Origin of the sequence: Mycobacterium paraffinicum, from assembly GCF_001907675.1 — a bacterium.
In the GTDB taxonomy this organism is placed as follows: domain Bacteria; phylum Actinomycetota; class Actinomycetes; order Mycobacteriales; family Mycobacteriaceae; genus Mycobacterium; species Mycobacterium paraffinicum_A.
This window is the reverse complement of record NZ_MPNT01000027.1, coordinates 16,745-33,736: the sequence shown is the minus strand read 5'-3', so window position 1 is coordinate 33,736 and position 16,992 is coordinate 16,745. Positions and strand designations below refer to the sequence as shown.

General features: G+C 65.0%; 27 protein-coding genes. 5 read left to right on the top strand and 22 right to left on the bottom strand.

Annotated features, from left to right (window positions below; genetic code table 11):
• Positions 1–21: 21 nt before the first annotated feature.
• The gene (locus tag BRW65_RS31850) at positions 22–1,218 is read right to left on the bottom strand and encodes a C2 family cysteine protease (RefSeq protein WP_065499168.1); all 1,197 of its coding nucleotides are present in this window, start codon (positions 1,216–1,218) and stop codon (positions 22–24) included.
• Positions 1,219–1,390: 172 nt separating this feature from the next.
• Between BRW65_RS31850 and BRW65_RS23155 the strand changes: the two genes are divergently transcribed.
• Together BRW65_RS23155 and BRW65_RS23150 are read left to right on the top strand one after the other, a co-directional pair.
• Positions 1,391–1,588 carry a hypothetical protein gene (locus BRW65_RS23155; RefSeq protein WP_065499170.1) on the top strand — a complete coding sequence of 66 codons (198 nt, stop codon included), beginning with the start codon at positions 1,391–1,393 and terminating at the stop codon, positions 1,586–1,588.
• A complete protein-coding gene (locus tag BRW65_RS23150) occupies positions 1,585–1,962 on the top strand; it encodes a type II toxin-antitoxin system death-on-curing family toxin (RefSeq protein WP_065499172.1) in 378 nt (125 codons plus the stop codon). The genes BRW65_RS23155 and BRW65_RS23150 overlap by 4 nt, the downstream gene beginning before the upstream one ends.
• 33 nt (positions 1,963–1,995) lie before the next feature.
• Here the strand turns inward: BRW65_RS23150 and BRW65_RS23145 are convergent, their stop codons facing one another.
• The 9 genes from BRW65_RS23145 to BRW65_RS23105 all read right to left on the bottom strand — a co-directional run bounded on the left by BRW65_RS23145 (position 1,996) and on the right by BRW65_RS23105 (position 9,762).
• Positions 1,996–2,427, bottom strand: a complete 432-nt coding sequence (locus tag BRW65_RS23145; protein WP_242657529.1) for a type II toxin-antitoxin system VapC family toxin — start codon at positions 2,425–2,427, stop codon at positions 1,996–1,998.
• Positions 2,418–3,899 carry a hypothetical protein gene (locus BRW65_RS23140; protein ID WP_139273214.1) on the bottom strand — a complete coding sequence of 494 codons (1,482 nt, stop codon included), beginning with the start codon at positions 3,897–3,899 and terminating at the stop codon, positions 2,418–2,420. The genes BRW65_RS23145 and BRW65_RS23140 overlap by 10 nt, the downstream gene beginning before the upstream one ends.
• A 51-nt stretch (positions 3,900–3,950) precedes the next feature.
• Positions 3,951–4,385 (bottom strand): hypothetical protein, encoded by a 435-nt coding sequence (locus BRW65_RS23135; protein WP_131810764.1) that lies wholly within the window; start codon positions 4,383–4,385, stop codon positions 3,951–3,953.
• 187 nt (positions 4,386–4,572) lie between these two features.
• Positions 4,573–6,996, bottom strand: a complete 2,424-nt coding sequence (locus BRW65_RS23130; protein ID WP_065499180.1) for a hypothetical protein — start codon at positions 6,994–6,996, stop codon at positions 4,573–4,575.
• A 16-nt stretch (positions 6,997–7,012) separates the two neighbouring features.
• Positions 7,013–7,498, bottom strand: a complete 486-nt coding sequence (locus BRW65_RS23125) for a hypothetical protein (RefSeq protein WP_131810765.1) — start codon at positions 7,496–7,498, stop codon at positions 7,013–7,015.
• Between the two features lie 176 nt (positions 7,499–7,674).
• Positions 7,675–8,274: a hypothetical protein gene (locus tag BRW65_RS23120; protein WP_065499185.1), complete on the bottom strand. Its 600-nt coding sequence runs from the start codon at positions 8,272–8,274 to the stop codon at positions 7,675–7,677.
• Between the two features lie 14 nt (positions 8,275–8,288).
• Complete coding sequence (locus tag BRW65_RS23115; RefSeq protein ID WP_131810766.1) at positions 8,289–8,714, bottom strand: hypothetical protein; 426 nt, start codon at positions 8,712–8,714, stop codon at positions 8,289–8,291.
• Positions 8,711–9,172 (bottom strand): HEPN domain-containing protein, encoded by a 462-nt coding sequence (locus BRW65_RS23110; RefSeq protein WP_065499189.1) that lies wholly within the window; start codon positions 9,170–9,172, stop codon positions 8,711–8,713. The genes BRW65_RS23115 and BRW65_RS23110 overlap by 4 nt, the downstream gene beginning before the upstream one ends.
• Positions 9,169–9,762, bottom strand: a complete 594-nt coding sequence (locus BRW65_RS23105; protein ID WP_065499191.1) for a helix-turn-helix domain-containing protein — start codon at positions 9,760–9,762, stop codon at positions 9,169–9,171. Before BRW65_RS23105 ends, BRW65_RS23110 begins: the two co-directional genes overlap by 4 nt.
• A 172-nt stretch (positions 9,763–9,934) precedes the next feature.
• Between BRW65_RS23105 and BRW65_RS23100 the strand changes: the two genes are divergently transcribed.
• The 3 genes from BRW65_RS23100 to BRW65_RS23090 are packed head-to-tail and all read left to right on the top strand — an operon-like array spanning position 9,935 to position 11,087.
• A complete protein-coding gene (locus BRW65_RS23100) occupies positions 9,935–10,258 on the top strand; it encodes a hypothetical protein (RefSeq protein WP_131810767.1) in 324 nt (107 codons plus the stop codon).
• Positions 10,255–10,704 carry a hypothetical protein gene (locus tag BRW65_RS32405; protein ID WP_065499193.1) on the top strand — a complete coding sequence of 150 codons (450 nt, stop codon included), beginning with the start codon at positions 10,255–10,257 and terminating at the stop codon, positions 10,702–10,704. Before BRW65_RS23100 ends, BRW65_RS32405 begins: the two co-directional genes overlap by 4 nt.
• The gene (locus BRW65_RS23090) at positions 10,701–11,087 is read left to right on the top strand and encodes a nuclear transport factor 2 family protein (protein WP_242657530.1); all 387 of its coding nucleotides are present in this window, start codon (positions 10,701–10,703) and stop codon (positions 11,085–11,087) included. The genes BRW65_RS32405 and BRW65_RS23090 overlap by 4 nt, the downstream gene beginning before the upstream one ends.
• A 27-nt stretch (positions 11,088–11,114) precedes the next feature.
• Here the strand turns inward: BRW65_RS23090 and BRW65_RS23085 are convergent, their stop codons facing one another.
• The 12 genes from BRW65_RS23085 to BRW65_RS23035 all read right to left on the bottom strand — a co-directional run bounded on the left by BRW65_RS23085 (position 11,115) and on the right by BRW65_RS23035 (position 16,956).
• On the bottom strand, positions 11,115–11,519 hold the full coding sequence (locus tag BRW65_RS23085; protein ID WP_065499201.1) for a hypothetical protein: 405 nt from the start codon (positions 11,517–11,519) through the stop codon (positions 11,115–11,117).
• 31 nt (positions 11,520–11,550) lie between these two features.
• Positions 11,551–11,850 (bottom strand): type II toxin-antitoxin system PemK/MazF family toxin, encoded by a 300-nt coding sequence (locus tag BRW65_RS23080; protein ID WP_244168175.1) that lies wholly within the window; start codon positions 11,848–11,850, stop codon positions 11,551–11,553.
• A gap of 8 nt (positions 11,851–11,858) precedes the next feature.
• Positions 11,859–12,164 (bottom strand): hypothetical protein, encoded by a 306-nt coding sequence (locus BRW65_RS23075; RefSeq protein WP_065499203.1) that lies wholly within the window; start codon positions 12,162–12,164, stop codon positions 11,859–11,861.
• A gap of 86 nt (positions 12,165–12,250) precedes the next feature.
• Positions 12,251–12,928, bottom strand: a complete 678-nt coding sequence (locus BRW65_RS23070) for a hypothetical protein (protein ID WP_131810769.1) — start codon at positions 12,926–12,928, stop codon at positions 12,251–12,253.
• Between the two features lie 35 nt (positions 12,929–12,963).
• Positions 12,964–13,536: a TIGR03086 family metal-binding protein gene (locus tag BRW65_RS23065; protein WP_073878628.1), complete on the bottom strand. Its 573-nt coding sequence runs from the start codon at positions 13,534–13,536 to the stop codon at positions 12,964–12,966.
• 76 nt (positions 13,537–13,612) lie between these two features.
• Positions 13,613–14,392 carry an SDR family oxidoreductase gene (locus BRW65_RS23060; protein ID WP_065499210.1) on the bottom strand — a complete coding sequence of 260 codons (780 nt, stop codon included), beginning with the start codon at positions 14,390–14,392 and terminating at the stop codon, positions 13,613–13,615.
• Positions 14,393–14,619: 227 nt separating this feature from the next.
• Complete coding sequence (locus BRW65_RS23055) at positions 14,620–15,261, bottom strand: hypothetical protein (protein ID WP_065499212.1); 642 nt, start codon at positions 15,259–15,261, stop codon at positions 14,620–14,622.
• Positions 15,258–15,566 carry a hypothetical protein gene (locus tag BRW65_RS23050; RefSeq protein ID WP_065499215.1) on the bottom strand — a complete coding sequence of 103 codons (309 nt, stop codon included), beginning with the start codon at positions 15,564–15,566 and terminating at the stop codon, positions 15,258–15,260. The genes BRW65_RS23055 and BRW65_RS23050 overlap by 4 nt, the downstream gene beginning before the upstream one ends.
• Before the next feature lie 41 nt (positions 15,567–15,607).
• Positions 15,608–15,913 (bottom strand): hypothetical protein, encoded by a 306-nt coding sequence (locus BRW65_RS31430; RefSeq protein ID WP_131810770.1) that lies wholly within the window; start codon positions 15,911–15,913, stop codon positions 15,608–15,610.
• 47 nt (positions 15,914–15,960) lie between these two features.
• Complete coding sequence (locus tag BRW65_RS23045) at positions 15,961–16,377, bottom strand: hypothetical protein (RefSeq protein ID WP_065499219.1); 417 nt, start codon at positions 16,375–16,377, stop codon at positions 15,961–15,963.
• A complete protein-coding gene (locus BRW65_RS23040; protein ID WP_065499223.1) occupies positions 16,370–16,720 on the bottom strand; it encodes a hypothetical protein in 351 nt (116 codons plus the stop codon). The genes BRW65_RS23045 and BRW65_RS23040 overlap by 8 nt, the downstream gene beginning before the upstream one ends.
• Complete coding sequence (locus BRW65_RS23035; protein ID WP_073878626.1) at positions 16,720–16,956, bottom strand: hypothetical protein; 237 nt, start codon at positions 16,954–16,956, stop codon at positions 16,720–16,722. The genes BRW65_RS23040 and BRW65_RS23035 overlap by 1 nt, the downstream gene beginning before the upstream one ends.
• Positions 16,957–16,992 lie beyond the last annotated feature (36 nt).

The following is a 16,992-nucleotide window of genomic DNA, read 5'->3' as shown; positions in this document are numbered from 1 at the left end:
CCCATAGCTTTATTGACCGGTTCATTTCCCGAGTTCTCCGATGTTGACATTGAATGTCGGGTGAGTCCCAAGCCCGCCGAGCTTGCCGGTCGGTCCGGAGCCGATGACATCGCCCAACCGGACCTGGATCAGTGGGTTCCCCGGATCATTGGGGTTGCCGCCCCAGGGGTTGCGCAGGGTCAGCTGCGCGTCGCTGCCGCTGCCGCTGATGCCTTCGACGATGTAGACGTGCGTGTTCAACAGTGGGCCACCGGTGGGTGTGGTCGAGATCGTCACCGGTTGATGGCTTGCCAGCGCCCCCGAGATCGACTGATCAATGTGCTGATTAGTCAGCCACACGTCGCGGGGATCGATGCTCACCCCGCGGTTACCGGTCAACGCCTGCAGCGCATCTGGTGCCGAGCCGCCACGCCCGATCCCGTAATCGAGTGCGTGCCCGAGATCATCGCCAGGGCATTGCAGCTTCGCGTACGCCGACTCCATCACGCTGGGCCACAACGGAGCATTGGGCTGCCCGTTATCCAACCAACTGGCCCCGTGATGGTCGATATCGGTCTGGATATCATCCTGGGTGACCGTAATATGTTGCCACGCATGACCATTCCATAGCGTCACATCAAAAGAGTTGTTGTCCTCGTCGAATTGGATCCGGTCTTTTATCCACTGAGGGTTGGCCTCCGCGATCGCCCCGATCGTGGCGTCGAAGTAGCAGTCACCAACGGAGTCCTGCTTGATGTCAGCTGCTGTGGGCGGGTGAGGGAACAGATCCTTATCGGTCCAGCGCCGGTGGAACTCGATGCCACCGCCGGTGTCCAAGGGAAGCGGCCCTCCGTCGGTGCCGGGCCCGCGCTCACCGAAGCCGGCTTCATGGACATCGCCGGCGCGCCCGTCGGGCGGAGGATCGCTGGGATCGAAGTCAAGACCGTCCAGCTTCGCGGCCCCACCGCCGTCAGCACTGGTGTAGGTGGCGGCATGCTCGGTCAGCCGCTGCGCGTACGCGTCGAAGTCGTCGACCTTCGTCTGCAGCGGACCCTCCGCCTTCGCGAGCCCCGCGGCGATACCGACCGCGGTGGGATAACCCATCGGGCCGTGAGTGTCGGCGATGCGCTGGACCTCCTGGGCTGCCTGCGGGGAAATTTGTGCTGCACGCGTGGCCAGCTCGGAATAGGCGTCTGCGAACCGCAACAGGTCAGCCGGGTTGACATCGAGTGTCCCCACGCGCCCGCCCTCCTACCTGTTGTTGCGACTGCATGATTGTCGCCGACGACAGCGACACGCGGCCCTGAACGCCTACGCAGGCCGGTGCCCACGGGATGATCCCCGCCATGCCAGTACCACCATGGTACCGTCACTGGTACCATGGTGGTACTTGAAAGGCTAGGAGGGTGAGATGCCGGCACTGAATATCGACTTCACCGAGGAAGAACTCACCCTCGTCCGGTCTGCGGCCAGTGATTCGGGCGCATCCATGCGCGCCTTCGCCAAGCAAGCCATCCTCGACAAAGCCAGCGACCGCGAAGGCCGCGTGCGCGCATTGGCCCAGCAAATCGCCGAACGCTCAGCCGAGTTGAACCAGCGCCTCGCGTGACCGACCACGCCACTACCGACGAGGTCCTCATCGCAGCAGAGTACGCATGCGGCTTCCGCCCCATCGTCAGAGATGCAGGGCTACTTGAGTCGAGCCTCATGCGGCCCGCCGCAACGGTATTCGGACACGACGCCTACCCGGGCATCTGGGATAAGGCCGCCGCGTTGCTGCACTCGTTGGTCACAACGCAAGCACTTGCCGACGGCAACAAACGCACAGGCTGGGCAGCGTGCTGGCTGCTGCTCGGCCTCAACGGGCACCGGATCTCGGCAGCCCTCGACGTCGATGCCGCCGAAACCTTCGTCATGGCGATCGCCGCCAACGAACTGACCTGGGAAAAAATCGCGGCACGACTTCCCGATTTCGCCGAATGAGCTCACTCGTCGACGTCTCCCCCGCCGTCGACGTTAGGCGTCGTAGGGCAGAAGCGTGAACGCTTGGCAGTGGCGAGGTTTCACGGCCCGAAAGTCTCTCTGATCCACCGTCGCAACCTGCGTGATCTCGAGGTGTTCAGCGGCCGCGATGACCGATGCGTCGACCGTGCCGAGTTTAAGGCCTCGGTACTGGGCGACCAGTGCGCGGATCCGCGGCCAATCCTCATCGGCGACGGGCTCTACCTGAAAGTCGTCCTCGTCGAGGTCGTTGAGAAATTTCTGTTCGGCGACCACACCCGCACGGTGGCACAGCATATGAGCGACTTGCGCGATGACCAGCACGGGCACGATGAAAGGGCCCGGATGGTTTTCAAGGAAATCGAGGAACGTCTCGTGATGTTCGTCGTTGGCGATGCCGTAGGCGATCAGCGGCCCGGCGTCGACGATGACAGCGTTCAGTTCCACACCTCGTTGGCCAGAATCTCGTCGACGCGCTCGGAGCTATCGCGGTGGCCGCTGCGTCCGGCCGCCGCGGCATGCAATCGCCGCCGACGCCGCGCGGGGGGCCGCTCAGGACGGGGCGCTAACTGCGCCGCCACCTGTTGACCATCGGAGGTCAAAATGAGCCAGGGGCCCGTCGTCCACGCCGGCCGCTCGCCGCGCGCAATCTGCTCGGTGACTGCGTCTAACACGGCTTCCGGCCGTTCCGCGTCGACGGCCGGCGCAGGCGAGTCGCCTGAGGTCTGTTCAGTGAGCGTGACCAAGCCGTCGGCGGCCAGCGACCGCACCGCCGCGGCGGCATCGGCCCACGCCTGCTCCCTTGTCGCGAAAGGGCTTTCGTCAACGGCATGCCACAACACCAGCCGCAGCGACACCGGTTCGGTCAGTGCATCAACTAACACTCGCGCACGCAACGCCTCGAGCACCGCGGCGCTGTCGCGCTCGGGCAATGTCTCAGGTCCCGCGGGCGCCTCAGGGTTGTCGATGAGGCCGATCGGTCGGCCTTTCACCGGACGATGGGAGCGCTCCGGAACCGGTTCCTCAGGAGCGAAAACCCGTCGCATCGTGTCGTTGAGAAAGGGTTCGGCCCGCAGGCGCCCGTCTTCGACGACGAACCGCACCGACGGCAAACGCGTGTGCATCGCGCCTAACGTGTAGGTGTGCGCACCGACGGTCACGATCAGCGGCTCAACGATGATCAGTTCGTAGTACGCCTTGAGGTCGACGGCCGCCCCCGCTGGCATGCGGAAGGCTTCCCACTCACCATCCACCGTTTCACCCGCGACCAGGCGGGCAGCGTCTTTGACCGCCCGCGCATCCCCGGCGCTCACCCTCGTCAGGTCAGGAATCACCACCGGTGCAGCCGCATACGCCTGCAAGCGCGTCAACGCGCGCAAGTACTCCATTACCGATTCCGGGAACACCTCATCTGAAGGAGGAAGCTCCTGAAAGTCAACGAACTCACCCGACGCCCAAGACACCTGCAAAACATTCGGCGCCCGAAAGTCCTGAAGCAGCTCGATGCTCGGTAGTGCGTCAACAACCTTGGTCCCGACGATGCGTACCCGTGTGAACGTAAACGTTCCCGTCATCGTCGTGGTGTCGGTCTGTAAGACGAACGACAAGAAACCGGACTCATCAGATCCACGCTGAGTGACAACGGTTTTCGTGCTTTCAACGGTGACCGAGAACACCGCGCTCGGGCCCGCGGTGTTATCGGGTCGCCGGACACGGAATCGCGCTTGACGAATCTGGCGATCATCAGGGTTGAGCCAAAACACATGCCGGGCGCCCGCCATCATGGGCGTGGGCACCGCCGCCGACACCGTCTTCTTGCGGCGCACGCTGCGAGCCGGCGGTGGCACCCAGCGCTCATCAACAGCGGGGACTACCGGAGTGTTCGGCAGTGCCGCGTCAAGCAATGCAGTGGGCGGCACTTAACCACCTCCTCAGCGAATTAGACACTGCCGCAGCAGGTTCGAGCGACATCAAGGCCGGGTGTGGGTCCAGCATTCGGGAAGAACCTCCATCCAGCTCTCCGAGTCGACCGCCGCTAAGCTGCGCTCGCGGCCGCGAATCCGTAGCGGATCGGTCTCCTCACGCAATCTGATCCGCTGCTTGAACCAGCTCTTCCAATCGCACGGCTCGCCGCCGGCGGCAAGCCCGGCGCGATACCACGCCGCGATGAACTCCCGCCCCCGTTGCTGATCCCGCCACCAGCTGCTTTCGCTGGCATAGGCAAGGCGGATCAACCCGGCCCGCCCGGCCTCCTCGTAGGCATTCTCGACGGCCAACCGATCCTCGTGCCAGGCCTCGAGTGCGAGCCGCCAGTCGCCGTTGGCCGCATACGGCTCCCACGGCCGACGTGGCCACCCGGCCACCTCCATTGCCACTACCACATCGATATCGACGTAGGTCTGCATAATCGGGACTGCTGGGACCAGCAGCAAGGCGGCGTCTACTAGTTCGTCACGCCAATTCCCCTTCAACGTGCCGCGCCGCGACTCGTCGAGAATTGATGCTGCGCACCTGTGGCGACGCTCGACGTAGGTGACGGCCGCCGTCTTCTGCCAACACTCGCTGCCGTACTCCACGCGCCGTGTCCCTGCTTTAGGCGACGGCAGCGGCGGGACTCAGCGGGGCGCCGGCCAGCCGCGTCGCATACAACAAGTCCGCACACCCCTCCGCGGTGTCGTAATGACGCAGCGACTCAATGACTTCGGCCGCACGCACCGTCGCCAAAGACAACGCTGGCTCTGATCCGCCATGACCTTGGCCAAGAATCGCCTGCTCGTATTCGACCAGCGCAACGAACCGCTCGTGACGAACCTGCGCCCATAACTCCTCCCCGATCGGTTTGCGCTCCTCGAACAGCCGCATAACCTTCTCGCTCGCAGCCCCGTGCAGGTGACCAGAAAGGGCAGCCATATGCATGTGCCGGGCCGCGATCTGCAACCGCTGCTGCTCATCAAAAGCGTTGGCCTGCCGCCACTCCCACGGCATAGCGACTTCGCAGCGGTGCACCATATGCGCACCGACGTTGGTGGTCGGCGAGACCTTACGAGGGTCAACCTCCACAGCCCGCGCATTGACTTGAGAGGTCCAGTCGGTCATCTGCTCCTTCGGCAGCGATGAGGCGATCGCCAACACGCGTGCACCCGGGGCAGCCATCTCACGGGCCTGGGCGTGACGCACCACCACATCAAGGGGATTGATCCCTCCTGCGGCCGCGCTCGCCTCCCACAGTTCGCGACCCGCAACGGGATCAGTGACCGCTAGCCGCACGTCCTGCGGCACCCGCACTCCCAGCGGAATGCTCGAGGGGCCCTCGCTGGTCGCCAACCACGCCGTCACTCCCCCGGTGCGTTCGTAAATCAGCGAGACCGCATAGTGGGTCTGGATATAGCCCTGGGCCAGGGTCTGCGCCAGCATCGCCCCGATCACGTCATGACCGGCGTCCATGGCCTGCTGAAACAACAGCTCACCGCTGGCACCGTCAGCACCGATCGCCTGAATACGGGCATGCTGCTGCGGCATCGCCAAGGGCGCCACCTGCGCACCATTCGGTGTGCCCGCCGCCACCGGCGCCGGTCCACTACCCCCAGGCGGACCGCCCGCCGGCGTCGACGGCGTAACAGGACCGGCCGGCCCCGTGCTACTCACCGGAGTCACCGGTGTCGCACCCGCGGCGGCTGACGGCATCATCGCCATCGGAGCACCACCAACACCCGGCGCGGCAGCCGCAGGAGTAGTAACCGCGGACGAACCCACAGTGGTAGCAGCCGGCGCCGCCGCCGCGGCAACATTCTGCGCGACCTGGTGACCCACATTGGCCGCCGCGCCAAGACCATTCGCGACACCGCTGACCGCTCCAGTCGCCATCCGCGCCGACGTCTCAGCGATACCGGACCCCAAACCCGCCAACCCCGGCGCACGACCGGCCCCCGCGCCTGCGCCGGCGCCGGCGCCGGTCCCGACGCCGGTCCCAGGGCCGGTAGCGTTGGGGAACTGCCCAGCTTGTGTCCCAGCAGGATTCATCCCACCCGGGTTACCCATACCGTTGCCAGCGCCAGCCGATCCCGGCGACAGCATCGACCCCATCGACGCGGGCGACCCGCCTCCCCCGCTGCCGGACGAGATCGGCTTCATCATCTGCCCGATCACCGAACTCGGATTGCTACCCGATCCCATCTGCGGAGCAGCCGGCGCCTGCTTCGGGTTAGTCCCGTTCTGATCAGTGCCATCCGGCTTACGAAACCCGGTCTGCTGCACCTGATTCTGCTGCTGTGACTGAGGAGTGTCACCCTTGTTGAACTGGGTTGTATCCGGGCTATCTGCTAGGCCGTTGCCGTTATGAACGGACTCGATCTTTGGGCCACCGCCTTGAGGCGCAGGTAGAGCTGGTGCGGCAGGCGCCGGAGCTCCGGCGCCGGGGACGCCGCCGGATTCGGGCAGTGTTGGGTTGCCGTACGGCACTGCCCATTTGCCGACATCGGCGGCCAATGTTGCGACTTTCCCTGCGCCCTCGGCATCGCGGGCCTGGGCCAGACCCGCGGCGCCGGCAACGATTGAGGCGATGTCCGACTTGAGCTGAGCGTCGATGGCTGCAGCAGCGCCCGGGACGGCCGCGGCTGCCTGTTTGGCCTTCTCGGCGGCCTCGCGTGCTGCTTTGATGTCTTCTTCGGCCTTGTTGACGATTTCGACCAAATCGGCCTTCGTGGCATGGATCTCGCTAGACGCCCACAACGCCTTCTTCGCGAGGTAACGGTAGCCCTCGATGCGATTCTCCAGCGTCGTCTGACGCCCGTCGACGAGTCTGCGGGCCGCATCGATGAAGGCACCTTCCATGGGCGCCACGATGCTGCGAATGTCGTGCTGCGTGTGGAGCTCAGGGAATAACTTATTCGCCGCTCCCGCGAAGCTCTCCGAATAAGCCGACCACGCGGAGGCCGTCTGTAACGGCCAGGAGGTTCCCAAGATCGCCTGTGAATGCTCGGTAGCAGGCTTTGCGGGATCGCCAGCGCCAGAAGCCATTAACAGTCCTTTCGCCCTAAGGCGCCAAGCGATTGCACAGAGTCCCAACTGCCTTGGCGGCGGCATCGGCGATGCCGAACGCGTTGCCATTGGCAGGCGAGGCGGTGGCGATAGCGGTTCCTAACGTATGCAGTGCTTTGACTGCGGTGTTTGACGCTTCAAGCAGGACCGGCGTGGTGCCCGGCGCAATCTGTGAGCGCAAGGCATCGCTAGCCTGCTGGTAAAGGCTGCCAGACTTCTGTAAAGCTGCTGTCCAATCCGGATTCGACTGGATCGCCGGATCACCGATCTTGACGTCCTTAGGCAATACCGGCAGTGCATCGTGCGCCATGTTGGCGTAGTGGTCGGCGGAGTCCCAGCCTTGGTAGCAGGTCTGGTGGTCTGCTTGCGCAGTCGGAAGGGGCGCCGGAGATTGTGGCGCGGGTGGCTGAACTGTCTTCGTCACAGGCGCGTGCGTCGGCGCGGCGGCCGGCGTGGTGTCGCGGACCTGCATGGTGATCACCGCGGCGATGATCGCGGCTACGACCGCGCCGGCCGTGGCGGCGGTAGCGAGTGCGGGCCAGCTCCGCCGGGACCCGCGAGGAGGAGGCGGCGGCCCGGGCGGGGGCGGCCACTTCCCTGGATCCGGCGGCGGAGGCAGCGGCGGCGGGAACGCGATGTCAACGGTGTGGTGCTGAGTCATCGCCCGCACACCCAATCGAGGGAGTCACGGCCGGCGGTGAACATGTCCACAACTTTTCCTGAGGTGGGGTCAAAGGTCTTGTAGGCCACCGCGAGGGTGCGCAGTGCGCTGACGGTGCTGTCAGCGAACCCAGCCAGCATCGGGCTGGTGCCGGGCGCGAGCTGGCCTGCCAGGGTTTCGGCGGCCTGGCCGTAGAGCTGGCTGGCGCGGTCTACTGCGGCCTTCCACGTGGGGTTGGCCTGTACGGCGGGGTCGGTGAACGGCATGTTCTGCGGGATGACGTTGAGGCCCGAGGCCGCGGTGGTGACCAGGTCGTCGGCGATCGTCCAGCCTTGGCAGGTCTTCTTGTCCGCCTCAGCGGCCGGCAGCGGGGCTGGTGGCGCTGGAGGTGCGGCGGTCACGATGACCGTCGCCGGCGCGGCTGGTGTGCTGTTGTTGGAGGGGCCGGGCGTGGCGGCGATGGTGACGAGGGTGGTGATGACGCCGGCGATGACTGCGCCGGCGCCTGCGGCCGCGGCGATCGCCGGCCAGCGGCGCCGCCGCTGCAGCGGCGGGGGCGGCGGCCACGCGGGTTGGGCCGGTGGGGCGATCGACATGAGGGAACTCCTGGCTAGATGGTTCGTGGCAGGTTGGATCCGCCGCCTGGTTTCACGACCGGCGTCGGGAACTGGACCTGGTTGTAGTCCTGCGCGGCGTGCTGATCCTGTTGCGCGAGGACCGGCGGCGACTGGGTCAGTGCGGCTTGCTGTTTGGTGGCCCAGAGCGAGTCCGTGGTGTCCACGTTCGTGCGTACAGCTTCGGTTTTCGCGATCGCGCCAACCAGTGCTGCGTCGAGTTTCGATTCGGCGGCAGGCGGTGGCGGGGCGAACGTCGGCGCGGCGCTACCGGTCAGCGTCTGCGTTGCTTTAGCGCCCGCTGACGCCAACTCTTGGGTGTCGATCTGCAGCTTGGATTTGCTCCCCATAGGTGCATTGTCCCAGCATCTGCCGACAATGGAAACCGCTTTGAACGCTGAGCTGCGCAGGGTCAAGATCATGGCCACATCCCGAGTTCGGGGAGAAGCCTGTCCGCGGCGTCGATGATCCGCTCGGCGTCGGCGAGGGCCTGGTCGGTATCTGCGGCAGACAGATCCAGATCAGCTGTGCTGCGCGGATATTCGAGCTGGTTACGGATTCGGCGCATGCGGTTGAACACCCGAAACGATGCGCCGAACTGTGCTTCTGCGGCGTCGGCGACGGCGATGTGGCCCCCTGCAGTCGTCGGGCGCAGGCCTTGCTGCGCCAGGAGTGCGGTGAGCGCCTGGCGGGTGGCGTCGTAGGCGAGCTCGAAAGCCCCGATGTGGTCAGCGGAGCGGGCGGCGCGTGCGCCGGCCAGCCGCTGTCGTGCCTGTTGAAGCAGGTATGCGCCGTTGGCGGCGTCACCGCTGACCTGCTCGAGGTGGCGGCGCTCAACCAGCGCGGCGATCTGCGCTTGGCCCGTCTTCCAGCCGCTCATATCGCGTCCTGCGGCGGAAAGACTTGGACGTAGGGGCGCTGCTGGATCTCGGTGAGCAGAGCCCACTGGCCGGGGTTGGCCCATTGGGCCGGTGTGGCCTTCTCGGGATTGACCGGGATCTGGAGGCGCTTTTGGGCGCGGTCGGCCGCATCGAACAAATCGCTGCGCGTGGGCTCGCCGATCGCCAGGACGTCGATGTCGTTGGCCGGCGGGCCGGGCTGCCCGGTGTAGCGGGCAGCCCAGGACCCGAAGATCAGTACCTGCTCCACTGCGGGGATGGCGCCGAATTCCTCGGCAATGACTGTGTGGGGACCGAAGGTCAGCAGTGTGAGCTGAGTCAGCGGCGTGTAGGCGGGATGGTCGGGATTGGCGCTGATCAGCCGGTTGCGGCCCTGCCGGCGGTCGCGCAACACGTGGGCGGTGACGAGGCGTTCGACCTCTTGCTGGGCGGTCTGCTTCGAGACGCCGAGCGTGCGCGCAAGGTCGGTGACCGTGTACTCCCGACCGGGGTCAAGTAGCAGCTGGGCCAAGAGTTGACCCTGGTGCTGGGACCGGAAGACGGGAAGTAACGCCGGAGCCGCAGTACGCATAAACCGATCATATGTCAAGATAAACCTGACGGTCAATATAATATGGACATATAGTCAAGCTAAAGCCGACCTAAGCCCTAGGGCGCCGCGCGATCCCCCGAGGGGGCGTATTGAGTGCGCGGTAAGTCTCTCTGCGTCTCGTTCAGTCTCGTTGATAGGTAGGCTGATCCACGTGCGTGTGATAGCTCTGAAGTCCCTCCTCGAGGAACGCCACCTGCACGCCTATTCGGAGTTTGTCGCCGAATACAACCGGACCGCAAAGGAATTGGGAGTCTCCCGCCAAGCAGCACCCCCCACGAAGGCGCAGTACTACCGCTGGCTCGGAGGCGAAATCCAGAACCTGCCACGCGGCTACCATTGCGCCGTGTTAGAGCGGATGTTCCCCGGCTGGTCCGCCAAAGAGCTGTTTGGACACCCCGACACCCCGCACCGGGGTGATTTGCTAACGGGTGTCCGGCCGGCATTGAACCGACCGACCTCGCCGGTCTATGGGTGACCAGCTACGTGGTCGACGGGCTGCATCACGCCGATCTATCACAGGTCGACGTGACCAAAGGCGGCGTCACAGCTACCAACTACCCACCGAGCCCCCGCCTCGAAGAGCGCGAGCGCGGCTATGCCAACGACATCGAAGCCGAAGTCTTCGGCCGCCACATCATCGGCAAGTGGCGCAACGTCAACGACCGCTACTTCTACGGCTCAATCCATCTCGCCGTCCTACCTGGCGAAACGTCAATGGAGGGCTACTACACCGCAGTCCTGACCGACACCGAGGTCGCTTCGGAGCGATGGCGATGGGCCCGAGTGGAGTCTGGATCCGCCGCAGGTGTGGATTTAACGACCGTGAAGCTGGCAGAACCCAAGATGATTTTCGAAATGCTCAGAGACCGAACCCGTTTCGACGGGTCAATCCCGCTCGCCCAGGTAACGGAGCATTCTTGAACGCACCCACACGGCACGAGCACGTGCGCCAACTCGTCGACACCTATCTGCGCGCGTGGACGACGCAAGACCCAGACCTGATCGTCACGATCTTTACGCCCGATGCGACATATCACGAGCGCGTCCTCGACGAGCCGATGCGCACCACCGCAGAGATTCGACGGTACTGGGAAACCAAAGTTGCGCGCGAGCAGGCCAACATCGACGCACGGCTCATCAGCCTGTACGTCGACGGATCCACCGCGATCGCTGAATGGGAAGCCCGTTTCGACGACCTCGTCAAAGGCCACCGCAAACTGATGCGTGAGGTAGCCATCCTCGAACTCGACGGAGATCGCATCGCTAGCTTGCGGGAATACTGGGCGTCCAAATCCGTCGACTGACCGCCTACTGGGGATCTGTTCGCTCGTCTAGCCGTTCTCGGCCTGGGCCGCCGCAAGACTGAGCCTATTTCCGCGCTGCAGTAGGCGGTTCGCCGCGTCCATCAGTTCATCGAACACTGCGCCTCGGTCGAGCTGGTCGAGTGCTTTGCGGACCAGGGTGTCTCCAGCCAGTAGTAACTCATCGGCGACCACCCGTGCTTCAAGGGGGCTGAGTTGCACATCTAGCCCGTTTCCGTTGGGGGGCATGGCATGTGGAGCAGGCTCCTTTGCCGGTGCGTCTGTCAATCGGGCCAGCATTCGGCGGATATCAACGCTGTGCAATTGAGCCTCCAACTCACGGTCGTCGAGGGCTTCCACATCCGCGACCGGGAGCTGCCGCGCTTGGGCGATCAAAACCACGGCGGTATCCCGGTCAAGTGACACAGTGAGCATTTCAGTCCCCCTCTATCGCCAACCCCAGCGCTCAAGGCACTGCTATCCGTAGCGCTGCACTGATCTCCCGCATCGTCGGTAGCGAAAGGCCGCCGAGTGGCGCGGTGAGTTCGGCGTGGCAGAGCTGCACGATGTCGTCGACAAGCACAACGCCGTCGAGCGGGTCGGCGGCGTTCAGCGGCACGACTGTCGGCAAGTGCCCGTTCTTGGTCGTTGTGGCGATCCGCGCCGCCAAAACGGTGTCGAGGTTCCTGTTGCGGGAGTCATTGCTAACAACTACCCAGGGCTTAGGGCCGTGTCCGAGATCGACGCGGTATACGTTGCTGCGCATCCCGCGAATCATCGGTCGGCCTTACTCCTACGAGTGCGTCGGTCGCGCGCAGTTCGCCGCTCGGCGGCGGCGGGTTCACGCGTGAACTCGGCCGCCAGCTCGGCGTATCCGGCTTCGAGCACGCCCTCCCCGACCGCGTCCGCGCCGGCTTGGAGCAATGCGCGAAGCGCGCCGGCTTCTGATTTGATGTCGCCTTCGCCACGTTGGCCGGCCCACTGGCGTAGTGCCTCGAACTCGGCCGTGCCCTCGTTCAGATACGGGGCAAGAGCTGCTTCATCAGCATCTTTGAGGATCAGGCTGACCCGCTTGCTCATGGTGCAGAACTTACACCGTTCATGGGTGCACTAACCGGCGCAGAGTTACACCGACAGCCACCCTTCGGTACTCGTCGGCGGCTCGGTCAGACGGCGGCATCTATGGCAGAGCGGCTGAGCTCGACGAGGATGGGGAAGCCAGGGTCGCTCGGCTGCAGCAATGATCTGAGGTAGCTGAGGCGGTGGCGCCCATCGACGAACCACATTGCCCGTCCGTCGCAAAAAATGCGCGGCGGGTCGAGGATCCACCATGCGATTACAGGCCCGTGGGCGGCTTGTAGGTCGTCGAGCGACGGAATGCCGCAGCGGTATTCGGTAAACGCCTCGGCATAGGTGCCGGTGATATCTCGGTTGAGGGCGTGGCTAGCGTGTGCACCGTTGACGGCCTGCGTGGCGATCTCGACGATGTCGCCATGTCGATCGAAATGGGGCTTGAGGTGGGTATGAATGAGATTCTGGTAGGTCGGTGTCCAGAAAGACCGCTCGTTGGCGACCGGATCGTCCCAGCGGTGGCCAAGGAGTCGCTTCATACCAAATTCGAGCTCTGGGTACTCCGCTTTGCCCAGTCCCTCAGGGTAGGGCAGGTCGCCTACCGCAATGGTGGTGAAACGATACGTTGTGACGTGGTTGCTCATGCGAGTGACGGTATCGCTGGCGAGCGACATTTGTGGCCGAGTACTGGCGGACGGCAAAGGAATCGGAAATAAGGCCGCTCTCTCGACGAAGGCCGAGTTGTCGTTAATCGAAAGCTTGGCACCACTCACGTGCTGCACTGCAGGCGCCACACTTCATGACGGCTTTACTCCCCGTGCGCTGCCGCGTGCGTCGGGGTGCGGCCAGACAGCGCAGCGAGACGGTCGATCGCTGGTGCGTTGCTGCTGATCGGTTGGGCCGCGGCGAATTGGCCGCCGCGTTGCAGGGCCGCGCGGCGGCTGTCAGCGAATGCGAGCACCTCGTCGACCAGGCGGTCATCAATCTGTAGGCAGTCGCCGGTCGAGGTCGCGATGTCCCAGGCGTGGATGACCAGATCGGCTACGCGGAGCGCAAGCCGAACGCGCAGCGATGTGGGCAGCTGCCCATCGGGTTGCGCCGCGCAGTCGAGCGCGCGGCGCAATTCCTCGGTGGAGCAGCGGTACCGGGCAAGCAGTTCGCCGGACGGTGATCCGCCGTGAGTGGTCGACGCAATGCAATTCTCGGGCTGAAGCTGCGCGGTGAATGAGTGGTTGACTTCGATGAGGTGGTCGGTCACATCGGCGACGGTCCACTGGGTGCACGGGGTGGGTGCGCTCCACTGGTCATCGGCGACGTGAGCCAGGACGTTGTCGACGGCCAAAGCGGCTTGCATGAAGTGCGTGGGCTCTGCGAAAGGCATCTGCGCTCCCATTCTTAGGGGGTGTGGGGCAAAGTGTTTGGTGGGATCGCTCCCCGCCTGCGTTCGGCGCGGAGCACTATCGGACTTGTTGGGTGGTCGGCACGTTGTTGGTGAGGCGCAAGTAGTCGCGGCCTCCGACGTAGATGGTGTCGTCGGCGGATTCCGCGTTGAGCGCGGCCGCGGCGATGGCTGCGGCGAATTCGTCGAGGGTGGGCAGCGGGCCGTGGGCACGCCGAGCTTCGACAGCGTCTGGGTCACGCCGTTGAAGCAGTCGGACGATGATCGTTCCGTCGATCATGTCGCCTGAGACGACGGTCAGGGACACGTGTCTGGCGGACAGCTCGGGGCGCATGGCGCGGAGGGCGTCTTCGCCGGCACGTTTGCTTTCCGCGATCGGAAGGTAGTCGGCGGGCACCGGTTTGAGGCCGTGGAAGTGGGCTTGGTGGCTGGTGACGAACACGACGCGGCCGCCGGCGGGCATCAGCGGCAAGGCGCGGTTGAGCAGATGCATTGGGGCGTCACGGTTGATGCGCATCGGATAGTCGGCGGAGGCGCCGCGCTCCAGGCCGCCGGAGGCGTTGAGGATCAGCGCATCTAGACGACCGAATTCATCTCGTACAGCACGGATTACGTCGCCGCATGCGGCCGGGTCGCAGATGTCGAGACGGACCGCCGACGCAGATCCTCCCGCTGCGGCGATGCCGTCGACAACCTGGTGGGCGCGCCTGGATTTTTCGCGGTAGGTGAGGATGACGTGCGTGCTCGGGGACGCGAGATGTCGTGCTGTCGCGGCCCCGACGCCCCGTGACCCTCCGGTGATCAAGATGACATGCCGGCCCGTCGGCTGACTGTTCATGGTTCCTCTTGCCTGGCGTTCGATACCCGTTTCTGCCGGGGGCCCGGCACTCGGCGAAAGCCTACCCCAATATTAAGAAACATAAGAGAACGATGTGGTTGCGATAAGAGCGGGCCGGTGCGACGCCGCCCGGGATCTAACGCGCCCGCACCAAACACAACTCACCGCTCCGACTAAGAACCATCAAGCGGCGCAGTAACCCGGGCGTGATGCAGGCTGCATCACGGTCAGCGCGTTGCCCTTTGATCGTTGACGGAGAGCCTGGCCTCCCCCACGATGCCTATCACCAGGCGCCACGCTTCGATGCGGTCGGCGTAGGCAGTCTCAGGGTGGTCGCAACCGTCGTACCAGGCCGGCTGTTGCTCGTCGTCAAGGTAACTCGAATGCCAGCCATCGGGATGCAGCGAGAAGGGGTCGCTCCACCAGCGCCACCCCAGCCCGTTGGGGTGTCCGCGGCCGACAGCGAGGGCGTGCAATTGTGCGGTGACTTCGGGATGCGCGGCGCGCAGGCGACGTAGCTCGGGCCACGAGATGCACCAGCGTGGGCGATGACTCCAGCCCTGCCAGGTATCGCCGGCCTCGAAGCGGAGCCCGTCTCGCCAGATCGCCCACGCCCAGCCGGGGGTGCCGTCGGGGCCGCGCCGGTAGCTGGCCTTGGCTTCACCGCGGTCAAGGTTCGCTTCGATCGCGTCGCCGTGGAGCCACCAGCCGAGCAGGTCCGGCCATGGAGTCTCGGTGAGGAACGAGCGTGCCGCCGCGGATGCGGCCAGCGCCGCGGTCTGAGCAGTCTTTTCGGCGGCTTCTACCTCGCCGAAGAGGTCGTACTGGACCACGTTGGTGGGCGGCCTGTTACGGCGGGCGGGCCTCATTGCAGACCGCTCATCGCCTGGATGATCGTGAAGGCGCGCACCTGGGTGATCTCCTCCCAGGTCGACCCGGTGGACGGGTCGTAGAGAACATGGGCGGAGTTGTTGGCTTCGCCGTAGACAGTGAGAGATTCGCCGCCATAGCGCTGGTTGGGCTTGCGAATCGTCCAGCAGCGCTGCGTGCTTGCCGTCGGGTACACCTCGAGGCCGTGGCGAAGCGCGGACTGCAGCAACCGGCGTGCGCGTGAGCTGTCGACGAGGGCGATGTCGTCGAACGTCATCGAGTCATCGAGGTCGGCGGTGGCCATCGAGGTCGGCGGTGGCCATCGAGTTGCGCCTTCCGTGTGGGTCAGTGTGAATGTGCTTGGCGTCGGTGCTGATTCCAGGCAGAGATGTCGTCAAAGGGTGCGCCGCAATGTGGGCAGCCTTCAGCGCGTAGGAGGTCCTCGGCTAGGGCGCGCATGGCGGCGGCCTCGGTGCGATCACTTGCGATGGCGCGGCGGCAATCTGGGCATGTTGTGTCGTTGCGGCTGACCAGCTCAGTGGTGCGAATCCGTTTGCCGCACGCGGATTTTGTCGTCTTTCCGTAGACGAGCACGAAATCGCCGAGCAGGGCATAGGGAGCGTGGCGCACGGGCTCTCCTTTCGGCGTCATCGCTTGATGGTGCGCCGCGAGTGCGACAGTAGGGCCGTTTCGCTGGGTCATGGGCGCTCGATCTCGTGGGTTGTGCGGGTGGTTGTCTGGCCAGTGGCTCGGTGTAGTGCGGCTCGGCCGGCGTCGGTGAGTTCGACTGTGGCGCGCCACCCGGCGTCGGCGGGGGCGGAGTGCTCCGGGAGCTCGATGACCTTTTCGCTGCCAGTGATGGTGTGGGAGATGCGAGTTCGGGCCGGAACAGTTTTCAGTGGGAGCAGGTCGGTGCGTTCGACGATCCAGCCCAGCTCGGCGAGCCGCGAGTAGGTTGCGTGTTGGCCCCCGTAGACGCTGTGCCCGTCGATCAGGAACACCAGCGGGCCGGTGTGACCTCTGCGCGCCATGTCCGGGTAGGCGTTGCCCCATTGAATGCGGCCCGCGTCGACCGCGCTCAACGCTTCGATCTGGCGGGGTGTGGGGTTACGCATCGCCGAGGAACGCGATCGTGTCGGTCGTGATGGTGACGGGCTGGCCGCCGTTGTCGATGACGAGGGTGTAGTCAACGCCCCGGCCTGCCGGCCCGTTCTTGGTGTGCCAGTCGAGTACTTCGAGGACGTCGAACCAGTTTGTCGCTGTGTAGGCGCGCAGGCGCAGGGCGCCGAGGTCGTTGAGGTCGGTGGGCCAACCGTTCGGGCCGGCGGGGGCGGTGAGGAGGCCGTGCGCGGCACAGATGGCGTCGTGTGGTGTCTTTGGGCCGTGTTCGCAGGGCTCGCGGTAGCTGGTGTGCCAGTAAGCGACGGTGGTCCGGGCGGCCGCGGGTTGGGCGGACATCAGAGGGCCTCCCCGTAGGTGTTGCCTTGGAGGACGTTGGCGATGGCGCTGGCGATGACCGCCACCTGGTGGCAGTTGATGGTGCCGTTTTGGAGGTTGATGAGCTCGACGACCGCGTTTCTAGCCACAATCTTTGCGACGTCGTCGAAGGCATCGAGCCGGCTGGCGACGTCCTGGCATGCTTGACCGGCGCTGAGGTAGTCGCCGGCCTTGAAAAACACTGTGTGAGTGGGCATAACACGGACATTACAGCGATACCGCTGTAAGGTCAA

Excerpts from the sequence above, each read along its gene's own strand:
- BRW65_RS23050 (WP_065499215.1), bottom strand. The coding sequence starts at position 15,566 with ATGGCCACCGCCGACCTCGATGACTCGATGACGTTCGACGACATCGCC.
- BRW65_RS23130 (WP_065499180.1), bottom strand. The coding sequence starts at position 6,996 with ATGGCTTCTGGCGCTGGCGATCCCGCAAAGCCTGCTACCGAGCATTCA.
- BRW65_RS23065 (WP_073878628.1), bottom strand. The coding sequence starts at position 13,536 with ATGCCTTTCGCAGAGCCCACGCACTTCATGCAAGCCGCTTTGGCCGTC.
- BRW65_RS23120 (WP_065499185.1), bottom strand. The coding sequence starts at position 8,274 with ATGTCGATCGCCCCACCGGCCCAACCCGCGTGGCCGCCGCCCCCGCCG.
- BRW65_RS23055 (WP_065499212.1), bottom strand. The coding sequence starts at position 15,261 with ATGAGGCCCGCCCGCCGTAACAGGCCGCCCACCAACGTGGTCCAGTAC.
- BRW65_RS23115 (WP_131810766.1), bottom strand. The coding sequence starts at position 8,714 with ATGATCTTGACCCTGCGCAGCTCAGCGTTCAAAGCGGTTTCCATTGTC.
- BRW65_RS23080 (WP_244168175.1), bottom strand. The coding sequence starts at position 11,850 with ATGCGCAGCAACGTATACCGCGTCGATCTCGGACACGGCCCTAAGCCC.
- BRW65_RS23105 (WP_065499191.1), bottom strand. The coding sequence starts at position 9,762 with ATGCGTACTGCGGCTCCGGCGTTACTTCCCGTCTTCCGGTCCCAGCAC.
- BRW65_RS23110 (WP_065499189.1), bottom strand. The coding sequence starts at position 9,172 with ATGAGCGGCTGGAAGACGGGCCAAGCGCAGATCGCCGCGCTGGTTGAG.
- BRW65_RS23085 (WP_065499201.1), bottom strand. The coding sequence starts at position 11,519 with ATGCTCACTGTGTCACTTGACCGGGATACCGCCGTGGTTTTGATCGCC.
- BRW65_RS23035 (WP_073878626.1), bottom strand. The coding sequence starts at position 16,956 with ATGCCCACTCACACAGTGTTTTTCAAGGCCGGCGACTACCTCAGCGCC.
- BRW65_RS23075 (WP_065499203.1), bottom strand. The coding sequence starts at position 12,164 with ATGAGCAAGCGGGTCAGCCTGATCCTCAAAGATGCTGATGAAGCAGCT.
- BRW65_RS23045 (WP_065499219.1), bottom strand. The coding sequence starts at position 16,377 with ATGCGTAACCCCACACCCCGCCAGATCGAAGCGTTGAGCGCGGTCGAC.
- BRW65_RS23155 (WP_065499170.1), top strand. The coding sequence starts at position 1,391 with ATGCCGGCACTGAATATCGACTTCACCGAGGAAGAACTCACCCTCGTC.
- BRW65_RS23040 (WP_065499223.1), bottom strand. The coding sequence starts at position 16,720 with ATGTCCGCCCAACCCGCGGCCGCCCGGACCACCGTCGCTTACTGGCAC.
- BRW65_RS23135 (WP_131810764.1), bottom strand. The coding sequence starts at position 4,385 with ATGCAGACCTACGTCGATATCGATGTGGTAGTGGCAATGGAGGTGGCC.
- BRW65_RS31430 (WP_131810770.1), bottom strand. The coding sequence starts at position 15,913 with ATGACGCCGAAAGGAGAGCCCGTGCGCCACGCTCCCTATGCCCTGCTC.
- BRW65_RS23060 (WP_065499210.1), bottom strand. The coding sequence starts at position 14,392 with ATGAACAGTCAGCCGACGGGCCGGCATGTCATCTTGATCACCGGAGGG.